Genomic DNA, 19,101 nt, shown 5'->3' with positions numbered 1-19,101 from the left:
TTTTTGCACTAAAACATCTGGAGTGCAAACTTCAGTTGCCGACCTGCAGTTGCCTTAAAGTACGACGGCGGCCGGCGCCTTTCGTGCGAAAGGTGCCGGCCGCCGTCGGACGTTTTGGCCTGTTGGGCCTTGTTTGGCTTGTCAGGCCTTGTGGGCCGGGGCCGTCATGGTGGTAACGTCCAGGGCTTTGTCGAGATCGGCTTCGGAGACCTTGCCGTCGCCCTCGCCGACGAAGCCGAGCTTCTCGGTGGCCTGGCGGATGGTCAGGCCTTCCTTGACGGCGGTCTTGGCGATCTTGGCGGCGTTCTCGTAGCCGATGTACTTGTTCAGCGGGGTGACGATGGACGGGGAAGCCTCGGCCAGGAAGCGGGCGCGCTCCACGTTGGCGGTAATGCCGTCGATCATCTTGTCCGCCATGACGCGGCTGGTGTTGGCCAGCAGGCGAATGGACTCCAGCAGGTTGGCGGCCATGACCGGGATGCCCACGTTGAGTTCGAAGGCGCCGTTGGTGCCGGACCAGGCGATGGCGGTGTCGTTGCCGATGACCTGGGCGGCCACCATGATGGAGGCCTCACAGATGACCGGGTTCACCTTGCCGGGCATGATCGAGGAGCCGGGCTGCAGGTCGGGGATGGCGATTTCGCCGAGGCCCGTGTTGGGGCCCGAACCCATCCAGCGAAGGTCGTTGTTGATCTTCATGAACGAGATGGCGATGTTGCGCAGCTGGCTGGACGCTTCAATCAGGCCGTCGCGGTTGGCCTGGGCCTCAAAGTGGTCGCGGGCCTCGGTCAGCGGCAGGCCGGTGTCCGTGGCGAGCAGCTCGATGACGCGCTCGGGGAAGCCGGCGGGGGTGTTGATGCCGGTGCCCACGGCGGTGCCGCCCAGGGGCACCTCAGCCACGCGGGGGAGCGAGGCGTTGATGCGCTCGATGCCGTAGCGGACCTGCGCCGCGTAGCCGCCGAACTCCTGGCCCAGGGTGACCGGGGTGGCGTCCATGAGGTGGGTGCGCCCGGACTTGACGACGTCCTTGAACTCAACGGCCTTGCGCTCCAGCGACTCTGCCAGGTAGCCCAGGGCGGGAATGAGGTCGTTGATCAGCGCGGACGTGGCGGCAACGTGCACGGACGTGGGGAACACGTCGTTGGAGGACTGCGAGGCGTTGACGTGGTCGTTGGGGTGGACCACCTTGTCGCTGCCTGCGGCCTTCAGCGCACGCGTGGCCAGCTCTGCCAGGACCTCGTTGGTGTTCATGTTCGAGGACGTGCCGGAGCCGGTCTGGAAAACGTCGATGGGGAAGTCGCCGTCGTACTTGCCGGCAGCCACCTCATCGGCAGCGTCGGCAATCGCCTTGGCCAGCTCGCCGTCGAGCACGCCCAGTTCTGCGTTGGCCTGGGCGGCAGCCTTCTTGACCCGTGCCAGCGCCTCGATGTGGGTGCGCTCCAGGGTCTTGCCGGAGATGGGGAAATTCTCTACTGCCCGCTGCGTCTGCGCGCGGTACAGTGCGTTCACGGGGACGCGGACTTCGCCCATCGTGTCATGTTCAATGCGGAACTCTTCAGTGGAAGTCATGGGGCTAGCTTATGGCTCCCGGGTGCCCCATCGAAAACCGTTAAGGGAGCATCGCCGGCGGCCCGCTGGGCCGCCGGCGCAGGGTTCCTAGAGCTCGCCGATTCCGGAAACAAGGTCGGCGCGGCCCTCTGCCAGACGGTACGACAGGCCGATGACCGCGGTCCGGCCCTCCTCGATTGCGGTGGAAATCACACGCGAGCTGTCCGCAAGGCGATGGGACATCTGCTTGACGTTCTCCACCACCATGTCGTTGACCTCGGGCTGGTTGTTCCGCAGGGACGTCAGGACGGAAGGCGTAATGCGTTCCACGAGGTCGCGGATGAAGCCTGCGGGCATTTCACCGGTCTCCACGGCATCCCTGGTGGCGGTTACGGCGCCGCAGCTGTCGTGCCCAAGGACCACGATCAGCGGCACCCCCAGCACCGCGACGCTGTATTCAAGGGAGCCCAGGACGGCGTCGTCAATCACCTGTCCGGCGGTGCGGACCACGAAGACGTCGCCCAGGCCGACGTCGAAGATAATTTCGGCAGCGAGCCGGGAGTCGGAGCAGCCGAAGATAACGGCGAAGGGATTTTGCGTCTCGACCAGTTCCGAGCGCCGTGAAGCGTTCTGGTTGGGATGGGAGGATTCGCCGTTTACGAAACGTTCGTTGCCTTCGCGCAGGCGGCGCCAGGCCAGTGCAGGGGTCAGGTTAGTAGCCATGCTTACTACGTTAAGGCGCGGCAGTGGCGGAAGGGGAAACTGTGACGGCGGGGTTGGCGTCAAGAGAAGTGACGACGGCGGCCGCGAGGGTTGAGAATTCGTCCAGCTGAGCTGCCCCGGAGAGGACAACGGTGCTGCCGCGGTAGTTCAGGACCATCGACTTTTCGCCCTTGCCGGTGTCCCGCAGTTCCCAATCCCGGCCACCGGCATTCCGTGAGCCGGTAACGGGAGCGTTCTTGGTCTGCTGGAGCAGCCAGGTGGGGTTGGCCTGCGTGGTCTGCACCAAAGCGATGAAGGATGTCTTGGGAGTCACGTAGCCGACCTCCCAGGTAGGCACCCCGCTGCCCGTCCCCGCTTCCCACCGGGCGTAATTTGCCCGGAAGGCGTTGCCGGTGTCCGGTGCCACGGGTGTGAATCCCGCCACATCTGCGGCGTTCCGGGCCACCGACGCCACATCGATGTCCGGGCGGTACCCCTCGCTCTTGGGCTGCGGATTCATGAGGACAACGGGCAGGAACGCCGCGATGCTGAGCACCAGGGCAATGATCATGCCGATCACCGAAGCATTGGCGCGCTTGGCCGCGGCCGCCGGAATGACGGGCTTCACCGGGGTGCCGGCACTGTTGCCCGCGGCGCCGGGACGGCCATCGGGCTGTGCCGGGCCGGAGCTGGGACTGGTGGCTTCCTGCATGTCATTCACCCCTCTATAGTCGCCCATCCCGGAGCCGGAGTTCCATTCGGGCTGGTCCGCGGGCCCCGGCCGGCGGCCAGGCACATTTCGGGGTTGCGTCACGGGCCACCCCCAGCGCGGCGCCACGACTATGATCGATAACAGAGGAATCACCGTTCTGCTGCACCGGCGGGCGGGTTCAATGATCGCCACTCGAAGAAGAGGTTCACGTGTCACCAGCGTCCATGACCCAGAAGTACTCCACGATTTCGCCGTCCCTTGCGGTGGGCCACGACGAGCCGGACCGCAACCTTGCCCTTGAACTTGTCCGCGTCACCGAAGCCGCGGCCATCGCCGGCGGCCACTGGGTTGGCTTCGGTGACAAGAACACCGCCGACGGCGCCGCCGTCGACGCCATGCGTTCCTTCCTGCAAACCGTCCACTTCAACGGCGTCGTGGTCATCGGCGAGGGCGAGAAGGACGAAGCGCCCATGCTGTTCAACGGTGAGCGCGTTGGCGACGGCACCGGCCCCGAGGTGGACGTCGCCGTCGACCCGATCGACGGAACCCGCCTGACCGCCCTGGGCATCAACAACGCGCTGGCCGTCCTGGCTGTTGCCGAGCGTGGCTCCATGTTCGATCCCTCCGCCGTGTTCTACATGGAAAAGCTCGTCACCGGCCCCGAGGCCGCAGACATGGTGGACCTGCGCCTGCCGGTCAAGCAGAACCTGCACCTGATCGCCAAGGCCAAGGGCGTGAAAGTCAACCAGCTCAACGTCATGATCCTCGACCGCGACCGCCACCGCCCGCTGGTGGAGGAGATCCGCGAAGCCGGTGCCCGCACCAAATTCATCATGGACGGCGACGTCGCCGGCGCCATTGCCGCGGCCCGCTCCGGCACCGGGGTGGACGCGCTCATGGGCATCGGCGGCACCCCTGAGGGCATCGTGGCAGCCTGTGCCATCAAGTCCCTGGGCGGCGTCATCCAGGGCCGCCTGTGGCCCACCAGCGACGAAGAGAAGCAGAAGGCCATCGACGCCGGGCACGATCTCGAACGGGTGCTTTCCACCAACGACCTCGTTTCCAGCGACAACTGCTACTTCGCCGCCACCGGCATCACGGACGGCGACCTGCTCAAGGGCGTGCGCTACTCCAAGGACAAGGTCCTCACCCAGTCCATCGTGATGCGTTCCAAGTCCGGAACCATCCGTTTCGTGGAGGGCGAGCACCAGGCCAGCAAGTGGGAAGGCTACGCCCGCAAGAACTGACCGCCAGGTCCTGCTGACTGCAAAGCCCCCGGTGCGCCACACACGCGCCGGGGGCTTTGGCGTTAAGGCCTTGGTATAGGGTTTAAGCCATGATTCCTGCTGTTGTGCCCTGTACTGACCGCGCCCTCTGGGACGAGCACGTTGACCGGTTCCAGGGGCATCCGCAACAGCTGTGGGGCTGGGGCGAGACCAAGGCCGCCCACGGCTGGGCCGTTGACCGGGTCCTGGTCAAGGCCGGGGACGAAACCATCGGCTGCGCCCAGCTCCTGGTCCGCCGGCTGCCCGTCCCCTTCCGTGCCCTCGTCTACATTCCCCGGGGACCCATGTGCTCAGTGGAGAACGCGCAGGTGGTCCTGAACCGGCTGGCCGAGCACGCCGCCCTCCGCCACCGGGGCGTGGCCCTCAGCATCGAACCGGACTGGGACCGGGATTCCGCATTCACCGGTGCCGTGGCCGCCGCGGGCTTCCGCGAATCGACCAACACCGTCCTCATTCCGCGCACGCTCATCCTGGACCTCAGCCGCTCCGACGACGAGCTGATGGCCGAGATGTCCAAGTCCACGCGGGCAAACATCCGCAAGGCCATGCGCAGCGACGTTGAATTCCGCAAGGTCAAAAACGATTCCGAGGTGGACCAGGTGCTGGCCATCTACCACCAGACAGCCGAGCGGGCAGGCTTCGGCATCCACGAGGACCAGTACTACCGGGACATCTTCCGGAACCTCGGCGACTCCTCGCCCATCATCGCCGCTTTCGATGGCGAGCAGATGCTTGCCTTCACCTGGCTTTCGCGCAGCGGCGCCACCGCCTTCGAGCTCTACGGCGGCGTCTCCGCCGAAGGCCAGAAACAGCGCGTGAACTACGGCGTGAAGTGGGCCGCGCTGCAGGCCATGCGGGAAGACGGTTGCAGCCGCTACGACTTCAACGGCCTCCTGAACGACGGCATTTCCGATTTCAAGAAGCAGTTCGCCAAGCACGAGAACATGCTCATGGGAACGTGGGAAAGGCCGCTGTCGCCGTTCTATCCCGCCTACTCGAAGGCCATGCCGCTCGCCCGCAAGGGCCTCCAGCAGGCGCGCCGGCTGCTGAAAGGCGCCGCCGGGCAGGTCCGCCCGTTGGTCCGGAAACTGCGTCCGGGCAGCTAGCCGCAGGGCTAACCCCGGCAACGCCAAAAAGGGCGGCCGCGGCACTTACGAAAGTGCCGCAGCCGCCCTTTTGCTGTTGCGGGCTGCCGGAAGTGCTAGAGACCAGTGGTCACGGCGAAGGCCAGCGCAGCCCCGGTGCTGCCGGCAACCCGGTGGACGTTGACCGGCGCCTCGGCCGCGGCGATGAACGCGCTGCCGCCCTGTGCGAGTTCCAGGTCGCCCTTGGGGGAGTCGAGGTAGACGGCGCCGGCCACCACAATGACCACTGCCGCGCCTGCCTGCGCCAGCGGGACCGGAGCGGCGTCCTGCCCCAGTTCGATGCGCTGCAGCTGGAACTCCCCGAACGGGGGACGGAACAGTTCCTGGTCCATCACCGTCTTTTCCGCGCCGAGCATCGGAACAGCCACAGGATGGAAATCGATGGTGTTCAGGAGTTCCGGGACGTCCACGAATTTGGGCGTCAGGCCGCCGCGCAGGACGTTGTCGGAGGACGCCATGACCTCCACACCCAGCCCGTGCAGGTAGGCGTGCACGTTTCCGGCGGGAAGGTAGACCGCCTCACCGGGCTTCAGGGAGATCCGGTTCAGCAGCAGTGAGATCAGCACGCCGGGATCGCCGGGATACTTTTCGTTGAGGCTGATGACAGTGCCCAGCTCGGCCTGGTAGGGCTCAAGCGGTGCCCCGGACAGGAGGGCTGCCACCACCAGGGCGGTGTCCTCTGCCACGCCCTGGCCGCCGGCGATCAGCCGTTCAAAGGCCCGGCGCAGTCCTGCGCTTTCATCCGGGGCGGCAAGATCCTCGATCAGGGCCTGGACCAGCTCCGGGGACTGGCCGCCCGCGGGGAAGGCAGCCGCAACGTGCTGCAGGATCTTTCGGGTCTCGGCCGCCGGCCGGAATCCGCACAATGCCTCGAACGGCGTGAGCGCGAAGATCATCTCGGGCTTGTGGTTGTCATCCTTGTAGTTCCGGTTGGGGGCATGGGCATCCAGCCCGGCTGCGTTTTCCCGGGCGAATCCTTCCCGGGCCTGGTCCAGGCTCGGGTGGACCTGGAGGGAGAGCGGCTGCGCGGCCGCAAGGATCTTGGCCAGGAACGGCAGCCGGGGGCCAAAGGCCGCCACGGATTCCGCGCCCAGGAAATGTTCGGGGTCGGAGGAGATCAGGGAATCCAGCGGGCTCCGGGTCCCGTCCTCCGGCAGGTGCGCCACGGACGGCGAGTCAGGGTGCGCGCCGATCCACAGTTCGGCCTCCGGGCGCCCCGACTCGGGACGGCCCAGCAGCGACGCGATCGCCGTCGTCGAACCCCAGGCGTAGTCCCGCAGGACGTTGTCAATCTCGTACAAAACCGTTCCGTTCCTTGATGGGTGGGAGCTGATGGGTGGGCCCTAGAGCGGGGCGCACTGACCGTTGGTGGCTACGAGTTGGCGGATGGCCTCCTCGTTGCCCTCCAGCTTGAGCTGGGTCAGCATCTCTTCGGTGATCGGCTCGCCGTCGGGTGTGGTGGTCACCGGCGTGAAGTCCGACGGCGAGGGCTGCCGGACAGCGCTGCCCGCGGCGGGCAGGGTGGCGGGGACAGCCCCGGCCGCCTGGACGTGTCCGGCGCCTGCCTGCGGAACTGCCGTGCCGTCGTCGGGAATTCCTGCCGACTGTGCACCCTTGGCGGATGCGGATGCCAGCAGCTGGTCCACCCGTTCGTGGATCTGGTCGAAGTCGGGGTTCGTGGAGAACGACGCATCGAAGTCCGGAGGGCCGATGGTCAGCCGTTTGACGTCCTTGCCCCGCGCCTTGATCGCGAGGTCCAGGAAACTGCCCAGCTGGGCGGAAGAGATGTTTGATTCCACCACCTTGGTTCCCGCGCCGGCGATGTCCTCGAACTTGGACAGCAGGGTGGCGGGGTCAAGCTGTTTCAGCATTGCCTGCTGCACGCACTGCTGGCGCTGGATGCGGGAGTAGTCATCCACGTACTCGCGCGAGCGTCCGTACCAGAGGGCCTGGGCGCCGTTGAGCGTCTGGTCCCCGGCCGGAATCCACCCGAGGGGCATCCCGTGGGTCTTGGTGGCCTCGTCGAAGTAGCCGCTCATGGGAACCCAGGCGCCGGCCTTGATCCGGATGCCTCCCATGGCGTCGATCAGGGTGGAGAACCCCTCCATGTCAACGAGCACGTAAGCCTGGATTTTCATGCCCAGCGTTCCGGAAACGGCTTCCATGGTTGCCTGCGCTCCGGGGTCCGCCACACCGGGATAGAGGTCCGCGTGCTCGTTGGTGACCTCGGTGTTGATGGCGTTGATCAGGCACTCGTCGCCGCAGTCGTAGCCGTCGGGATAGAGGGCCCGCATGGGGGAGTTTTCGCTGAACTGGGCGTTCTGGAAGTTCCTGGGGACGGAAATAATGGCGGTCTGGCCCGTTTGGGCGTCCACGCTCAGGATGGACAGGCTGTCCGGCCGGCGGCCCGTGCGGTCGTCGCCGGCGTCGCCGCCCATCATGAGGAAGTTGTAGCGCCCGTCCACCGGTTCGATGGCGGGACCGGACGAAAAGATGTTGCCGATGGCGTTGCGGCCTACGTTCAGCAGGTAGGCGGCATACCCCATGGAGCCACTGCCCAGGACCAGGGCCACCACCAGGGCTATGCCGACGGCGGGTCGGGCCCGCGGTGCCAGCAGGACAGGGCGGATGAGGCGCAGGGTATTCAGGAACAGGAGGGCCCAGCCGAGGGCCAGCGCCGACATCACCACCACCAGCAGCAGCGAGGTGACCGGGTTGGTGGCGATGCTGATGACCAGGCTCCGGTTGACCAGCAAGAGAACCATTGCCAGCAGCAGGAGTGCCCACACGCAGAGCGTTACCCGCAGGGCTGTCCGTCCCAGCTTCCTGTCGCCCGCCACGAGTTGGGCGCTGCCCGGTACCAGGAGGGTCAGCAGGACCAGGACGAAGGCACGCTTGGTCCTGACTGCGGGAGAAGCGCTGACCGGATAGCGGACCGGGTCCGTCAGTGACGGACCGGAGCCGGTATTGAGAACGCTGCTGCTGGCCATGCCCGGCGCCCTAACGGCTGCCCCGAAGGGCGCTGGAGCCGCCGGGGAAGACTTCGCTGACTTTCTGCCGCAGGTTCGCGCCCTTGCGGGTGGCGACGGCGTTCAGGTCCGCGGCGAAGTCGAGGAGATCGGAGCGCAGGGACGCGGCAAGTTCATCGGTGCCGGACGCCAGCATCCGCACGGCCAGGAGCCCTGCGTTGCGGGCACCGGCGATGGAGACCGTGGCCACCGGCACGCCTGCCGGCATCTGGACGATGGAGAGCAGGGAGTCCATCCCGTCGAGGGTCTTCAGGGGAACGGGAACCCCGATCACCGGCAGGGGCGTGACGCTGGCAAGCATGCCCGGCAGGTGGGCCGCGCCGCCGGCACCGGCGATGATGACGCGCAGCCCGCGCTCGTGCGCGGTTTGGCCGTACCGGATCATCTCGGTGGGCATCCGGTGGGCGGAGACGACGTCCGCTTCAAAGGGGATGCCGAATTCGGCCAGGGCGTCCGCCGCAGCCTCCATGACCGGCCAGTCAGAGTCGGAGCCCATGACCAGGCCCACCAGGGGGCCAGCGGCGGAACCGGCGGCGGGGGTGGCTTCGGCGCTCATGCGTTCTCCTCGAAAATTGCGGAAGGTTCTTCGGTGGTAACCCGCCCGTCGCGGATGATGCCCGCCACGGCCGTGGCCCGGCGGCGGACGGAGTCCACTTCCGTCGTCGAACTGCCCATCAGGTTGACGTGGCCGATCTTGCGCCCGGGCCGCACCGACTTGCCGTAGCAGTGCACCTTGGCAGCGGGTTCGGTGGCCAGCGCCATGGGGTAGGCGGAGTACAGATCCTGGTTGTCTCCGCCCAGGAAGTTCTTCATCACGGTTACGGGTGCCAGCGCGTCGGTGGCACCCAACGGCAGGTTCAGGACTGCGCGGAGGTGCTGTTCGAACTGGCTGGTGATGGAACCGTCCTGGGTCCAGTGGCCGGTGTTGTGTGGGCGCATGGCCAGTTCGTTGATCAGGAAGCCGGCCCCCATGCCCGGGGTTTCGAACAGTTCCACGGCAAGGACGCCGGTGACGTCAAGCTCGGCGGCGATGCGCAATGCTGCGTCCTCAGCTGCGGCAGCAACCTCCAGCGGGATGTCCAGCGCGGGTGCGATCACCTCGTCGCAGACGCCGTCCACCTGGATGGTGTGGACCACGGGCCAGGCGCGGGCCTCGCCGTCGGGGGTGCGGGCCACGAGGGCGGAGAGTTCGCGGGTGAACTCGACCTTCGCCTCGGCCAGCAGGGGACACATGGCGGCAAACCAGTCGGCGGCTTCCGCGGCCTCTTCCGCTGAGGCGACGATCCGCACACCCTTGCCGTCGTAGCCGCCCCGGGGGGTTTTCAGCACGACGGGCCAGCCTGTTTCGTCGCCGAAGCGGACCAGCGCGTCAACGTCCGCCACGGACGCCCACGCGGGATTGGGCAGTTCCAGCCGGTCGATGGCGGCCCGCATGACCAGCTTGTCCTGGGCATGGACCAGGGCATCCGGTCCGGGCTGGACGTTGACTCCGGCATCCTGCAGGGCGCGGAGGTGGTCCGTCGGCACGTGCTCGTGGTCGAACGTCATGACATCCAGGCCTTCTGCGAAGTCCAGGAGTGTCTGCAGGTCCTTGTAATCGCCCACCGGTGTGGCGGGGACGGCCGACACTGCCGAAACGTCCTCACCTTCGGCGAGGACACGCAGTTCAAAGCCGAGTGCTGTAGCGGCAGGGGCCATCATTCGCGCGAGCTGGCCGCCGCCAACCACGCCTATCACTGGAAAAGTCACATCTGCCAGCCTACCGAAGACGGGCCCGATCCCGCTTTTACGGCCCGGCGGGTGAACGGTATTTTCCACGGGCGGGACAAAGGTCACCTGCTTCTGCGGGGCGGCTCAAAGCTTTGGGGGCTAAAATGGACCTTTGGCCGAGTGGCCCACAGTTCGTCGCGGCCATGGAGGGTCATGTTTAGTGCACTTGCAGATCGTATCCGGGGGCTCGCCTCACTCTTCTGGCGCGAGGTGGCCAAGTTCGGTGCGGTGGGCGGTGTGGCGTTCGTCATTGACAACGGCCTGACCTATTACCTGATGCACGGCCCCATGTCGGACAGCGAGGCGAAGGCGCGATTCGTGGGCGCGACCGTTGCCACGGTCTTCTCGTGGGTGGCAAACCGCTTCTGGACCTTCCGGCACCGCCGGCAGGCCAACGTGCTCCGCGAGTTCATCATGTTCGTCATCATCAACGGCATTGGCATCGGCATCTCCACCGGATTTACGGCACTGGCCAAGTACTGGATGGGAATCGACGACAAGAACCTGCTGTTCCTGGCGGGCGTGGCCGGCATCCTGGTGGCCACGGTTGTCCGCTTCTTCGCGTACCGGTTCCTGGTCTTCAACCAGGAACTGGACCAGGAGCCGGAATTCTCCCACGACCACGAAATCATCGAAGCCCACCCGCACCGCGAGCCCGCACGCGCGGCGGAGCGTCCGGCGCCCACTTCCGCCGACGGCGGCCCGCAGGCCTAGCGTTCAGCACTGCTAGCTGCCGTGGATGCGTTCGTCCGCGCGCAGTTTGTCAGTGAGGGCCACCTCGGGATGGGTCAGCACCACCGACCCGTCCCGCAGCCAGGCACCCAGCGCACTGGACAACGCTGATTCGAGTCCCCGGTCTGCGGGGATATGAACCCTGGCGCCCTCCTCATGCTGCAGGGCAAAACCGGTCAACAAGTCCCGGTGGGGGATGGCATTCCCGTCGGCGGTCCGGAGGGCGCAGCCTGCCGGATCCGGATCGGTGTGCGGCATGAACACGTCCCCGTGGGAACGCACTTCGGCCGCGTAGTCGATCCAACCCGCGGGAAGACCGCCGGCCCACCGCATGGCGAGGGCGGGGAGCGCCACGGCGATGACAGCGTCATGCTGCCCGGTGGCCGCAGCGGGATCGTCTGTGGCGAGGAAGTCGGCCGGGCCGCCGTCGAATACTGTTTCCAGGCCAAGCTGCCAGCCGGCCAGCGCCCACACCATGGCTTTCCAGTGCGCCGGAAGGGCAAGCCGCAGCCGCATGCCCGGCTCCGCATCCAGTTCGTCCTGCAGCAGGTTGCTGGTCTTTGCCACCCAGTTGTCCAGGACCCGTCCGGACAATTCCACCCGCTCCGAGTCTGGGCCGTACCACGTGAGGCGTGGGGCCGTGGAGTTGCCCGAGCGAAGGGTGCCCATCAGGTCGATTGCGGGGGTTGTCGTCATGGGTTCATCCTGCCACTCCGGTTTGCCCCGGTCATCCGGCGGCAGCTGCCTTTTCTTCGCACGCAGCCTTAAGTGATGTTAATCACCATGGTTGCTAAGCGTGCTTGCTATTTCCGCGAAGACCGGGTATTTTCCCCGCCAGCCTTGTGTTTTTGAGGGGTTTTGGGCCCTGGAGGCCGGGCTGCCGTCCACGCCACGCCGGGGCCGGGAAAAATCCCGGGCGTGGCGTGCGCAAGCTTCTGAAGCGGGACTGTCTATTATCCCGGCAACGGCTTGACTAGCCCTAGTTACACACGTGTAATTAGGTAACTAAAGCAATTGCGTAAATACCGGCACACAACCGAGTGTCCACGTATCCAGGCAGTGGCTGAAACATCAGGAGGGTCGCCGTGGGGCAAGCAGAGCGTATCCAGGAAGATGCCGTCGTGGCCGGTCAGGCAACGGCAAAGTACCGTGCGCGGGGGGTGCCCAGCGATTGGTACGTGGATCCCGCCGATCCTGATGCTGCGGAGCGGTACAACAGGAATTCCACCAGCGTCCTCGAAGACCAGGCTACGGCGTTCCTTGCAGCGCATGAAGCCCTCCTGGACGGCGGCGCGGAGCCGGAAGACGACCTCGATCCGCCCATGGAAATTGCTGCCGCCGGGACGGCCCAGCCGGTCTGGATCGGGCTGCCGCTCCAACAGGACTTCGACGACGAAGGCGAACTGGGCTGGCAGACGGACGCTCTGTGCGCACAGACGGATCCGGAAGCCTTCTTCCCCGAAAAGGGCGGCTCCACCCGCGATGCCAAGAAGGTTTGCGGCGCCTGCAACGTGAGGTCCCAGTGCCTTGAGTACGCGTTGGCCAATGACGAACGGTTCGGTATCTGGGGAGGCCTTTCCGAGCGTGAGCGCCGGCGGCTAAGGAAGCGAGCAATCTAATTCTTCAGGATGTCCATGTCACTGCCGTTGTGGTTGCCCACAACGGCAGTGCCTATCTGCCCAGAACCCTTTCAGCCCTGGCGGCCCAAACCCGCCCGGCTGACCGTGCCGTTGGCGTCGACGCCGGCTCCGGCGACGATTCCTGCAGCCTCCTCAGGGAGGCCCTGGGCGACGCCGCCGTTGTCAGCCAACCCCGGGGCAAAGGCGGCATGGGTGCCGCCGTCTCCGCCGCGCTTTCAGCGCTGGTGCCCTTCGACGGAAACGCTGACGGTGGCCGCACGGAGTGGATCTGGCTGCTGCACGACGACGCCGCGCCCGCGCCCGAAGCCCTCGCGGAACTTCTGGGCGCCGTGGAGCGCGCACCCTCGGTGACTGTTGCCGGCTGCAAGCAACTGGACTGGCATTCCCCGCGGAAACTCATGGACGTGGGCCTTTCCACCAGCAGGTGGGCCGAGCGGCTTACCCTCATCGACGCCGATGAGATGGACCAGGGCCAGTACGACGGACGCACCGACACCTTCGCCGTGAATTCCGCCGGCATGCTGGTCCGCCGCGACGTCTGGGAACACCTGGGCGGTTTCGATCCCGCCCTCCCGGGCAGCGGCGACGACGTCGACTTCTGCTGGCGGAACCGCCTGGCAGGACACCGCGTGGTGGTGGTGCCTGCCGCAAGAATGTTCCATGTGGCGCACCGGCCGCACGCCCTGGGCAACCCGTCCGCAGCCCGCAAGGCGCAGGTCCACCTGCGCCTGAAGCACAGTCCGCTGTGGATGGTTCCCATCCATGGCCTCGGCGCATTGCTCGGCAGCCTCTTCAAGCTGGTCCTGAGCATCGTGGTCAAAGACCCCGGCCACGGCATCTCCCAGCTTCTTGCCACGTCCGCCGCCCTGGGCCGGCCCAGGGCCGTGGCCAAGGCCCGGCGGGCAGCCAAACGTACGCGGCGCATCCGCCGCTCCGTCATCCGCAAACTCCAGACTCCGCGCCGTGAGGTGTGGAGCCACCGCCGGTCCTTGATGGAGGCGCTGGGATCCGACGGGTCGGGCGCCGACCACCTCGTGCAGGATCCGCTCGCGCACCAGCCCACCGGCGACGCCGCGGACGACTTCGCCGCCCTCGCCACCAGCAAGCGCGGCTGGGTGGGCAACGGTGCCCTGGCCGCCGTCATCATCGCATCAGTGGCCTCGCTGCTGGCGCTGGCAGGACTGTTCCGGGCCCGGGCTGTCACCGGCGGCGCCCTGATCCCCGTGTCTGCGGGGCTGGGGGACATCTGGCACAACGCCAACAGCTGGTGGATCAGCCTGGGTGCGGGCCTTCCCGGCCGCGGCGATCCCTTCGACTATGTCCTGTGGGTCATCGGCCTCGCCGGCGGAGGCGATGCCAACGCCGCCATGGCCTGGCTGCTTCTGCTCGGTGCCCCGCTGTCCGGACTCACCGCGTGGTTCGCCGCGGGCGGGGTGACCGAACGCCGCCGGCTCCGTTTCGCGGCCGCGATCTTCTGGGCCGCCGCACCGGCGCTCCAGGCCGCGCTGAACCAGGGCCGGGCAGGGGCGTTGATCGCGCACATCATGCTGCCGCTGGTGGTCCTGGGCCTGCTGCGCGCTACGGGATCGGCCATTGGACACGGACGGTTCAGCGCCACCGCGGCGTCCATCTATCCGGCTGGCGAGCAACTCCCGGCCAAGGCGGGCATCAACGGAGTGCCGTCGTGGACAGCGGCCGCAGCTGCCGGCCTGGCGCTGGCGGTCACCACCGCGTCGGCCCCCTCCCTGCTCATCCCCGCTACCGTGGTCATTGTGCTGTGCGGCCTCCTGCTGGGACGGCGCGGACGGACAGTGTGGTGGGCGCTGCTGCCCAGCGCAGCCCTGGTTGTCCCCTTTGCACTGTCCACACTCGACAGGCCGCGTGCACTCCTGGCCGACCCGGGACTCCCACTGGGATTCGACGCCGCTCCGCTGTGGCAGCAGATCCTGGGCCAGCCCCTGTCATTCGACCCCGCCGGCGGCCTCCAGGGACTGGCGGTCTTCACGGGCGGGACCGTGCCCTGGGCCCTGCTGCTGGCCGTGCTCATTGCAGGGCCGGTGGTGCTCCTTGCCATTGTGGGACTCTTCAGCGCCGGACGCCGCGCCCGGACAGCCAGATGGTTCTGGACCGGCTCCATCGTCGCCCTGGCCGGTGGATGGCTGGCAGGCCACGTTGCCACAGGGCTGAGCGCTGATGTCATGGTGACGCCATTCCCCGGACCCTCAGTGTCCGCCGCATCCTTTGCCCTCCTGGCTGCAGCCCTCCTCGGTGCCGAACAACTGCTGTCCGCGGCCGACCGGGCCTCCGGCGATGGCGCGAAGACCGCGACGGCGGCCCGCACCGTCCTGGCGCTCGGCCTGGTGGTACTGCTGGCCGGGCCGCTGGCAGGCATGGCCGCCTGGTCCGCGCAGAACCTGCTGCGTCCGGCCACCACTGCCGCACCCGCAGCCCAGGCAGGCCCACCCGCTCCATCCGCGGCGGTGTCCGGGAACGGGGGAGCGCTGGGTGCTGCGCGACTGGTGGAGGCCGCGACCGGACGCTCCCTTCCCGCCACCGCCATCGACCGCGGAACCGGTCCGGAACAGACGCGCACCCTCCTGCTCAGCACCGGAGACGACGGCACCTTCAGCGCATCGCTGATGCGCGGGTCCGGCACCACGCTGGACAGCCTCTCCGCCATCGCCTCAGCCCGAAACATCGTCGGTGCCCCCGGTGCTGAAAAAGTGCGCGACGACGACGATGTCACCGCAGCCGTCCGACGCGTTGTCGCCACCATGGTTGCGGGGCAGGGCGTGGATCCCCGTTCCGACCTCGAACAGCTCGGTGTTGGCTTCGTGGTGCTCCGCTCCGCGGATACCGCAGCCCAGTTGACCGCAAGCCGGATGGACGCAGTCCCCGGCCTGGTGGCCGTGGGGCAGACCGACGTCGGCTGGCTGTGGCGGATCAGCCCGCTGAACCAGCGGAACCTCCAGGCTGCCGACGTGGCCCACCGTGTCCGTATTGTTGACGCCGGCGGTTCGGCCACAGCGCTGGTCGCTTCCGGCACCGACGACGTCGATGCAGCTGTCCCCGCGGGCCCCGAAGGCCGCCTGGCAGTGCTTGCCGAGCGGGCGGATCCCGGGTGGAGCGCCTGGCTCGACGGGCGCAAGCTGACCTCCACCACCTCCGGCTGGGCGCAGGCCTTCACCCTTCCCGCAACCGCCGGCCAGTTGACGGTCCGCTACGAGAACCCGTGGTCGTTCTGGGCTGCTGCCGGCCAAATCGTGGTGATAGGGCTCACCGTCATCCTCGCAATCCCCATGCCCGCCCGGCGGCCGCGGACCGGCCTCTCACGGGACGAGGGCTCCCTGCGTAAGGAACACCAACATGCATGAGCACACCCCACCGGCTGCCAAGGCGGGGGCAGGCGCCGGCGCACCGGATGCTGCCGAACCGTCGCTGCCCGCTGAACAGCCGGCACCGGCAGGGAAACCCGCTTCCGCCGTTGAGCCTGCCGTAGCGGAAACCGGAGCCGGGCAGGGCCGGAAACCGTCCGGCCGCGGCTCCACGCGCATGCCGGGCGGGAAGGGCCGTGCCGCTTCCGTCGCCGGAGTGGCGGCAGGCGTCCTGATTCTTGCCGGCGGCGGAGCTGTAGTGGCCGCCGGATCGCTGATGCCGGAGCCCGCCTCCAGCCGGACGGTACCGGCGGCCGAAGCCGCTGTTCCCGCGGGGGCCAGCCTCGGCGTGTGCCCGGGCCCTGCACGGCTGCTGGAGGGCACCGAGGCCGGCACCGATGCCCAGTTCCGGCCCGAGTCGGCCACTGCGGCAACCCGGGTCAGTGCGGCAGTGCTCAGCGCCGGAGGTGTGTTGCCGGGGAGCCGGCTGGCGCACCTGGATGGGACAGCCGCCGTCGACATCGCCAAGGACCCGGGTCCGGCGCCCACCCCCGGAGCCCCCCAGGAGCTCCGTGCCGCAGTGGTGGCGGACCGCACCGTGGACCAGGTGAACGTCCTGAGCGCCAACGCCGTGGCAAACCAGAATGCGTCCGCCGCGGGCGCCATGAAATACACGGCCACCGACGGCGACCTGCAGGGCAGTGCTGCGGCTACCTGCGTGCAACCCTCGAACGACCAATGGCTGGCGGGTGCCAGCACCACGGTTGGCCGCACCTCCATCCTCGCGCTGACCAATGCCTCCAGCACACCAGCCACGGTGAGCCTTGAACTGTTCGGTTCGGGCGGCCAAATCCAGGCGCCCGGCAGCCGGGGCCTGCTGGTGGCACCCGGCACCACACGCAGCGTAGTCCTCGCCGGCCTCGCACCCAACGAGTCCCAGCTCAGCGTGCACGTCCGCAGCGCCGGTGGACCGGTTGCAGCCTCCATCCAGCAAAGCTTCCTGCGCGGCCTTACCCCGGGCGGGGTGGACTACATCAGCCCCGGGACTGCCCCCGCGGTCCGCCAGGTGATGACAGGAGTGGACATCCAGGACCCCGCCGGACTCGCTGCCCTGACGGCACAGCCCGGCTACCGTGACGCCGGGCCGGCCCTCGAACTGACCGTTCCCGGCGCCTCCGATGCTGTGGTGGAAATCAAGCTGTACGGACGGGACGGCCAGCACGCGCTTCCCTCCGGCGGGGTCATCACCGCAAAAGCCGGTTCAACCACCGAGGTGTCGCTGGCCGGGGTTCCCGCCGGGCAGTACACGGTAGCCGCCTCATCCGACGTCTCCTTCCTCGCCGGCGCACGGATGAGCCGCGGGCTCCAGGCGGGACAAGCCTCGGATGTGGCGTGGGCGGCATCGGCAGTGCGGCTCGGCAGCCAGCACGTGGTTCCCGTCCCCAAGGGCGGCCAGCGCCAGCTGGTGTTCGGGGTCCTGGATACCAGGGCCACCATTACCTATGCCCCCATCACGGCTGACGGAAAGGTGCGTGCCGCGGCCTCGGCCGACATAGCGGGCGGCACCACGGCCTCCATCAGCATTCCTGCCCAGGCCGAGGGCGCGGACGTCGTTGGCTATGTGGTCTCTGCCTCCGGTGACGCCGCCTATGGAGCGGTGCTCGTGGGGCAGGATGGCCGCAACGATGTTTCCTCCCTGGCCTTCCTGGCTGCTGCTGCCGGCCAGGAAACGGTGCCGGTCACACTGGGTTACTAAGGCGGCCCCGGCTCCTAAGGCCGGGGCAGAGGTCCGGGTTCTGCGTGGGGCCGGTTCAGTAGCGGCGGCGGTACACGGGATCCAGGGTCTCCGGTGCCACGCCAAGCATTTCCGCCGTGTGTTCCACCACCACGTCGTGGACCAGGTCCTGGAGCTCTTCGACGCTGGAGCACGCCTGTTCCACCACGCGCCGGTACACCGTAATCATGGGTCCGTCCTCGCCTGCGGCGGGGGTGTAGGAGCCCATGGGTGGCGTGGACGCATTCGCCGCCAGCTGCTCGAGGTCCGGCGGGATTTCATCCACGCCAAACCGTACGCCGTCCAGGGTCTTGCCCCAGATGTCGTGCAGCCGCTGGGCTGAGTCCAGCACCATGTCGTCGAAGCGGTCGGCGCGCGTGCGGTATCCGGGATGGGTGGGCAGCATCACCTCGCCGCGGAGGCCGCGGCCGTGCCGGTTCCGGCGCCGTCTGGAGAAGCTCCTGCCGGCGGTTTCCACGCCCGATGCCGCGGGGGCATCCGGGTCAGCCAACCGGACCGAAAAACCTGATTCATGGTTCGATGACTGCATACATCGACTGTAAACCCGGGGGAGCATTTACGCGATACATCCCCTCTGCTCCGGGGGCGCGTCGGGCCCTGCCCGCAATGCACGGGTTTTGGGTGCCGAAGGGGTAGTCTGTGATGTCGTGGGAGCTATCCGTCAATGTTCAAGGTCTGCCTGCCGCCAGTCGGCGGTAGCCACCCTGACGTACGTGTACGCGGACTCCACCGCCGTCCTGGGTCCGCTCGCCACCTATGCCGAACCGCACTGCTACGACCTCTGCGAGCAGCACGCTGATTCTTTGACGGTGCCCCGCGGCTGGGAGGTGCTGCGCCTTGCCATGCCGTCCACCCCGCAGCAGCCTGGACCCGATGACCTGCTGGCGCTGGCCAACGCTGTTCGCGACGCCGCAGCCCTCCCTCCGGAGCCCCAGGCGCCTGCCCAGCGGGCACACCATTCCGCCCTGGAAGCTCCGGCCGGCACCGAAGGCGCACGTCGGGGGCACCTGCGGGTCCTCCGGGAACCTTCCTGAGCCCCATCTGGCGGTAGGCTGGAAGCTGCACATCTTTTCCGCTACCGGCGCGAGCGCGCCCGCCAGGGAGCATGAACAAATGCCAAAGATCAGTCCCGAGCTGTTGTCCGTCCTGCGTTGCCCCGTGACCGGCTCGCCCCTGGTCCAGGAGGGGGAGGAGCTGGTGGCCACCGCCGCCGGGGATACGGGCGTCAGGAACCGGTACGCCATCGAGGACGGGATCCCTTTGCTGCTGCCTCCGGAGCTGCTGGCTGCAGCAGCCTCGGCAGGTTCCGACCAGCACGATCCCGCTGCAGCAGGGCACTAGTTCACCTGCCTCCGCACGCACAGAAAC

General features: G+C 67.7%; 17 protein-coding genes. 8 read left to right on the top strand and 9 right to left on the bottom strand.

Annotation, left to right across the window (positions count from 1 at the left end):
• Positions 1–141: 141 nt before the first annotated feature.
• The 3 genes from BACI349Y_RS13435 to BACI349Y_RS13425 form a co-directional block, all read right to left on the bottom strand.
• The gene (locus BACI349Y_RS13435; protein ID WP_159632527.1) at positions 142–1,569 is read right to left on the bottom strand and encodes a class II fumarate hydratase; all 1,428 of its coding nucleotides are present in this window, start codon (positions 1,567–1,569) and stop codon (positions 142–144) included.
• Positions 1,570–1,656: 87 nt separating this feature from the next.
• Positions 1,657–2,271, bottom strand: coding sequence for a carbonic anhydrase (locus BACI349Y_RS13430; protein ID WP_159632526.1), 615 nt, complete (start codon positions 2,269–2,271; stop codon positions 1,657–1,659).
• Between the two features lie 10 nt (positions 2,272–2,281).
• A complete protein-coding gene (locus tag BACI349Y_RS13425) occupies positions 2,282–2,962 on the bottom strand; it encodes a DUF4245 domain-containing protein (protein ID WP_236561047.1) in 681 nt (226 codons plus the stop codon).
• Positions 2,963–3,186: 224 nt separating this feature from the next.
• Between BACI349Y_RS13425 and glpX the strand changes: the two genes are divergently transcribed.
• Together glpX and BACI349Y_RS13415 are read left to right on the top strand one after the other, a co-directional pair.
• Positions 3,187–4,209, top strand: a complete 1,023-nt coding sequence (gene glpX, locus BACI349Y_RS13420) for a class II fructose-bisphosphatase (protein ID WP_200830737.1) — start codon at positions 3,187–3,189, stop codon at positions 4,207–4,209.
• Positions 4,210–4,298: 89 nt separating this feature from the next.
• A complete protein-coding gene (locus BACI349Y_RS13415; protein WP_159632524.1) occupies positions 4,299–5,354 on the top strand; it encodes a lipid II:glycine glycyltransferase FemX in 1,056 nt (351 codons plus the stop codon).
• A gap of 95 nt (positions 5,355–5,449) precedes the next feature.
• Here the strand turns inward: BACI349Y_RS13415 and manA are convergent, their stop codons facing one another.
• The 4 genes from manA to BACI349Y_RS13395 are packed head-to-tail and all read right to left on the bottom strand — an operon-like array spanning position 5,450 to position 10,171.
• Positions 5,450–6,694 carry a mannose-6-phosphate isomerase, class I gene (gene manA, locus BACI349Y_RS13410; RefSeq protein ID WP_159632523.1) on the bottom strand — a complete coding sequence of 415 codons (1,245 nt, stop codon included), beginning with the start codon at positions 6,692–6,694 and terminating at the stop codon, positions 5,450–5,452.
• A gap of 42 nt (positions 6,695–6,736) precedes the next feature.
• Positions 6,737–8,383, bottom strand: a complete 1,647-nt coding sequence (locus BACI349Y_RS13405; RefSeq protein WP_159632522.1) for an LCP family protein — start codon at positions 8,381–8,383, stop codon at positions 6,737–6,739.
• A 10-nt stretch (positions 8,384–8,393) separates the two neighbouring features.
• Positions 8,394–8,978: a 5-(carboxyamino)imidazole ribonucleotide mutase gene (gene purE / locus BACI349Y_RS13400; protein ID WP_159632521.1), complete on the bottom strand. Its 585-nt coding sequence runs from the start codon at positions 8,976–8,978 to the stop codon at positions 8,394–8,396.
• Positions 8,975–10,171, bottom strand: coding sequence for a 5-(carboxyamino)imidazole ribonucleotide synthase (locus BACI349Y_RS13395; RefSeq protein WP_159632520.1), 1,197 nt, complete (start codon positions 10,169–10,171; stop codon positions 8,975–8,977). Before BACI349Y_RS13395 ends, purE begins: the two co-directional genes overlap by 4 nt.
• Before the next feature lie 174 nt (positions 10,172–10,345).
• On the opposite strand from BACI349Y_RS13395, the gene BACI349Y_RS13390 reads away from it, so the two are divergent.
• Positions 10,346–10,906: a GtrA family protein gene (locus tag BACI349Y_RS13390; protein WP_159632519.1), complete on the top strand. Its 561-nt coding sequence runs from the start codon at positions 10,346–10,348 to the stop codon at positions 10,904–10,906.
• A 12-nt stretch (positions 10,907–10,918) separates the two neighbouring features.
• On the opposite strand, the gene BACI349Y_RS13385 is transcribed toward BACI349Y_RS13390, so the two are convergent.
• The gene (locus BACI349Y_RS13385) at positions 10,919–11,620 is read right to left on the bottom strand and encodes a TIGR03089 family protein (RefSeq protein ID WP_159632518.1); all 702 of its coding nucleotides are present in this window, start codon (positions 11,618–11,620) and stop codon (positions 10,919–10,921) included.
• A 389-nt stretch (positions 11,621–12,009) separates the two neighbouring features.
• Between BACI349Y_RS13385 and BACI349Y_RS13380 the strand changes: the two genes are divergently transcribed.
• Genes BACI349Y_RS13380 through BACI349Y_RS13370 form a run of 3 tightly spaced genes read left to right on the top strand, consistent with a single transcriptional unit; the run spans position 12,010 to position 17,694 of the window.
• The gene (locus tag BACI349Y_RS13380; protein WP_159632517.1) at positions 12,010–12,543 is read left to right on the top strand and encodes a WhiB family transcriptional regulator; all 534 of its coding nucleotides are present in this window, start codon (positions 12,010–12,012) and stop codon (positions 12,541–12,543) included.
• 29 nt (positions 12,544–12,572) lie between these two features.
• Positions 12,573–15,938, top strand: a complete 3,366-nt coding sequence (locus tag BACI349Y_RS13375; protein ID WP_159632516.1) for a glycosyltransferase family 2 protein — start codon at positions 12,573–12,575, stop codon at positions 15,936–15,938.
• On the top strand, positions 15,931–17,694 hold the full coding sequence (locus BACI349Y_RS13370) for a DUF5719 family protein (protein WP_159632515.1): 1,764 nt from the start codon (positions 15,931–15,933) through the stop codon (positions 17,692–17,694). The genes BACI349Y_RS13375 and BACI349Y_RS13370 overlap by 8 nt, the downstream gene beginning before the upstream one ends.
• A 55-nt stretch (positions 17,695–17,749) precedes the next feature.
• Here the strand turns inward: BACI349Y_RS13370 and BACI349Y_RS13365 are convergent, their stop codons facing one another.
• Positions 17,750–18,262: a metallopeptidase family protein gene (locus BACI349Y_RS13365; RefSeq protein ID WP_159632514.1), complete on the bottom strand. Its 513-nt coding sequence runs from the start codon at positions 18,260–18,262 to the stop codon at positions 17,750–17,752.
• 118 nt (positions 18,263–18,380) lie between these two features.
• On the opposite strand from BACI349Y_RS13365, the gene BACI349Y_RS13360 reads away from it, so the two are divergent.
• Positions 18,381–18,767 (top strand): DUF3499 domain-containing protein, encoded by a 387-nt coding sequence (locus BACI349Y_RS13360; RefSeq protein WP_159632513.1) that lies wholly within the window; start codon positions 18,381–18,383, stop codon positions 18,765–18,767.
• Between the two features lie 79 nt (positions 18,768–18,846).
• Entirely contained in the window at positions 18,847–19,074 is a 228-nt protein-coding gene (locus tag BACI349Y_RS13355; RefSeq protein ID WP_159632512.1) for a Trm112 family protein, read from the top strand.
• The last annotated feature ends 27 nt before the right edge of the window (positions 19,075–19,101 follow it).

The sequence above is a fragment of the Arthrobacter sp. 8AJ genome, assembly GCF_902506025.1.
Taxonomy (GTDB): Bacteria; Actinomycetota; Actinomycetes; order Actinomycetales; family Micrococcaceae; genus Arthrobacter.
This window is presented reverse-complemented; position numbering and strand designations above follow the sequence as displayed.

What these genes read in the sequence shown, in the direction of transcription:
- BACI349Y_RS13435 (WP_159632527.1), bottom strand. Translation starts at nt 1,569, where the DNA reads ATGACTTCCACTGAAGAGTTCCGCATTGAACATGACACGATGGGCGAA.
- BACI349Y_RS13430 (WP_159632526.1), bottom strand. Translation starts at nt 2,271, where the DNA reads ATGGCTACTAACCTGACCCCTGCACTGGCCTGGCGCCGCCTGCGCGAA.
- BACI349Y_RS13425 (WP_236561047.1), bottom strand. Translation starts at nt 2,962, where the DNA reads ATGCAGGAAGCCACCAGTCCCAGCTCCGGCCCGGCACAGCCCGATGGC.
- glpX (WP_200830737.1), top strand. Translation starts at nt 3,187, where the DNA reads ATGACCCAGAAGTACTCCACGATTTCGCCGTCCCTTGCGGTGGGCCAC.
- BACI349Y_RS13415 (WP_159632524.1), top strand. Translation starts at nt 4,299, where the DNA reads ATGATTCCTGCTGTTGTGCCCTGTACTGACCGCGCCCTCTGGGACGAG.
- BACI349Y_RS13405 (WP_159632522.1), bottom strand. Translation starts at nt 8,383, where the DNA reads ATGGCCAGCAGCAGCGTTCTCAATACCGGCTCCGGTCCGTCACTGACG.
- purE (WP_159632521.1), bottom strand. Translation starts at nt 8,978, where the DNA reads ATGAGCGCCGAAGCCACCCCCGCCGCCGGTTCCGCCGCTGGCCCCCTG.
- BACI349Y_RS13390 (WP_159632519.1), top strand. Translation starts at nt 10,346, where the DNA reads ATGTTTAGTGCACTTGCAGATCGTATCCGGGGGCTCGCCTCACTCTTC.
- BACI349Y_RS13385 (WP_159632518.1), bottom strand. Translation starts at nt 11,620, where the DNA reads ATGACGACAACCCCCGCAATCGACCTGATGGGCACCCTTCGCTCGGGC.
- BACI349Y_RS13370 (WP_159632515.1), top strand. Translation starts at nt 15,931, where the DNA reads ATGCATGAGCACACCCCACCGGCTGCCAAGGCGGGGGCAGGCGCCGGC.
- BACI349Y_RS13365 (WP_159632514.1), bottom strand. Translation starts at nt 18,262, where the DNA reads ATGCAGTCATCGAACCATGAATCAGGTTTTTCGGTCCGGTTGGCTGAC.
- BACI349Y_RS13355 (WP_159632512.1), top strand. Translation starts at nt 18,847, where the DNA reads ATGCCAAAGATCAGTCCCGAGCTGTTGTCCGTCCTGCGTTGCCCCGTG.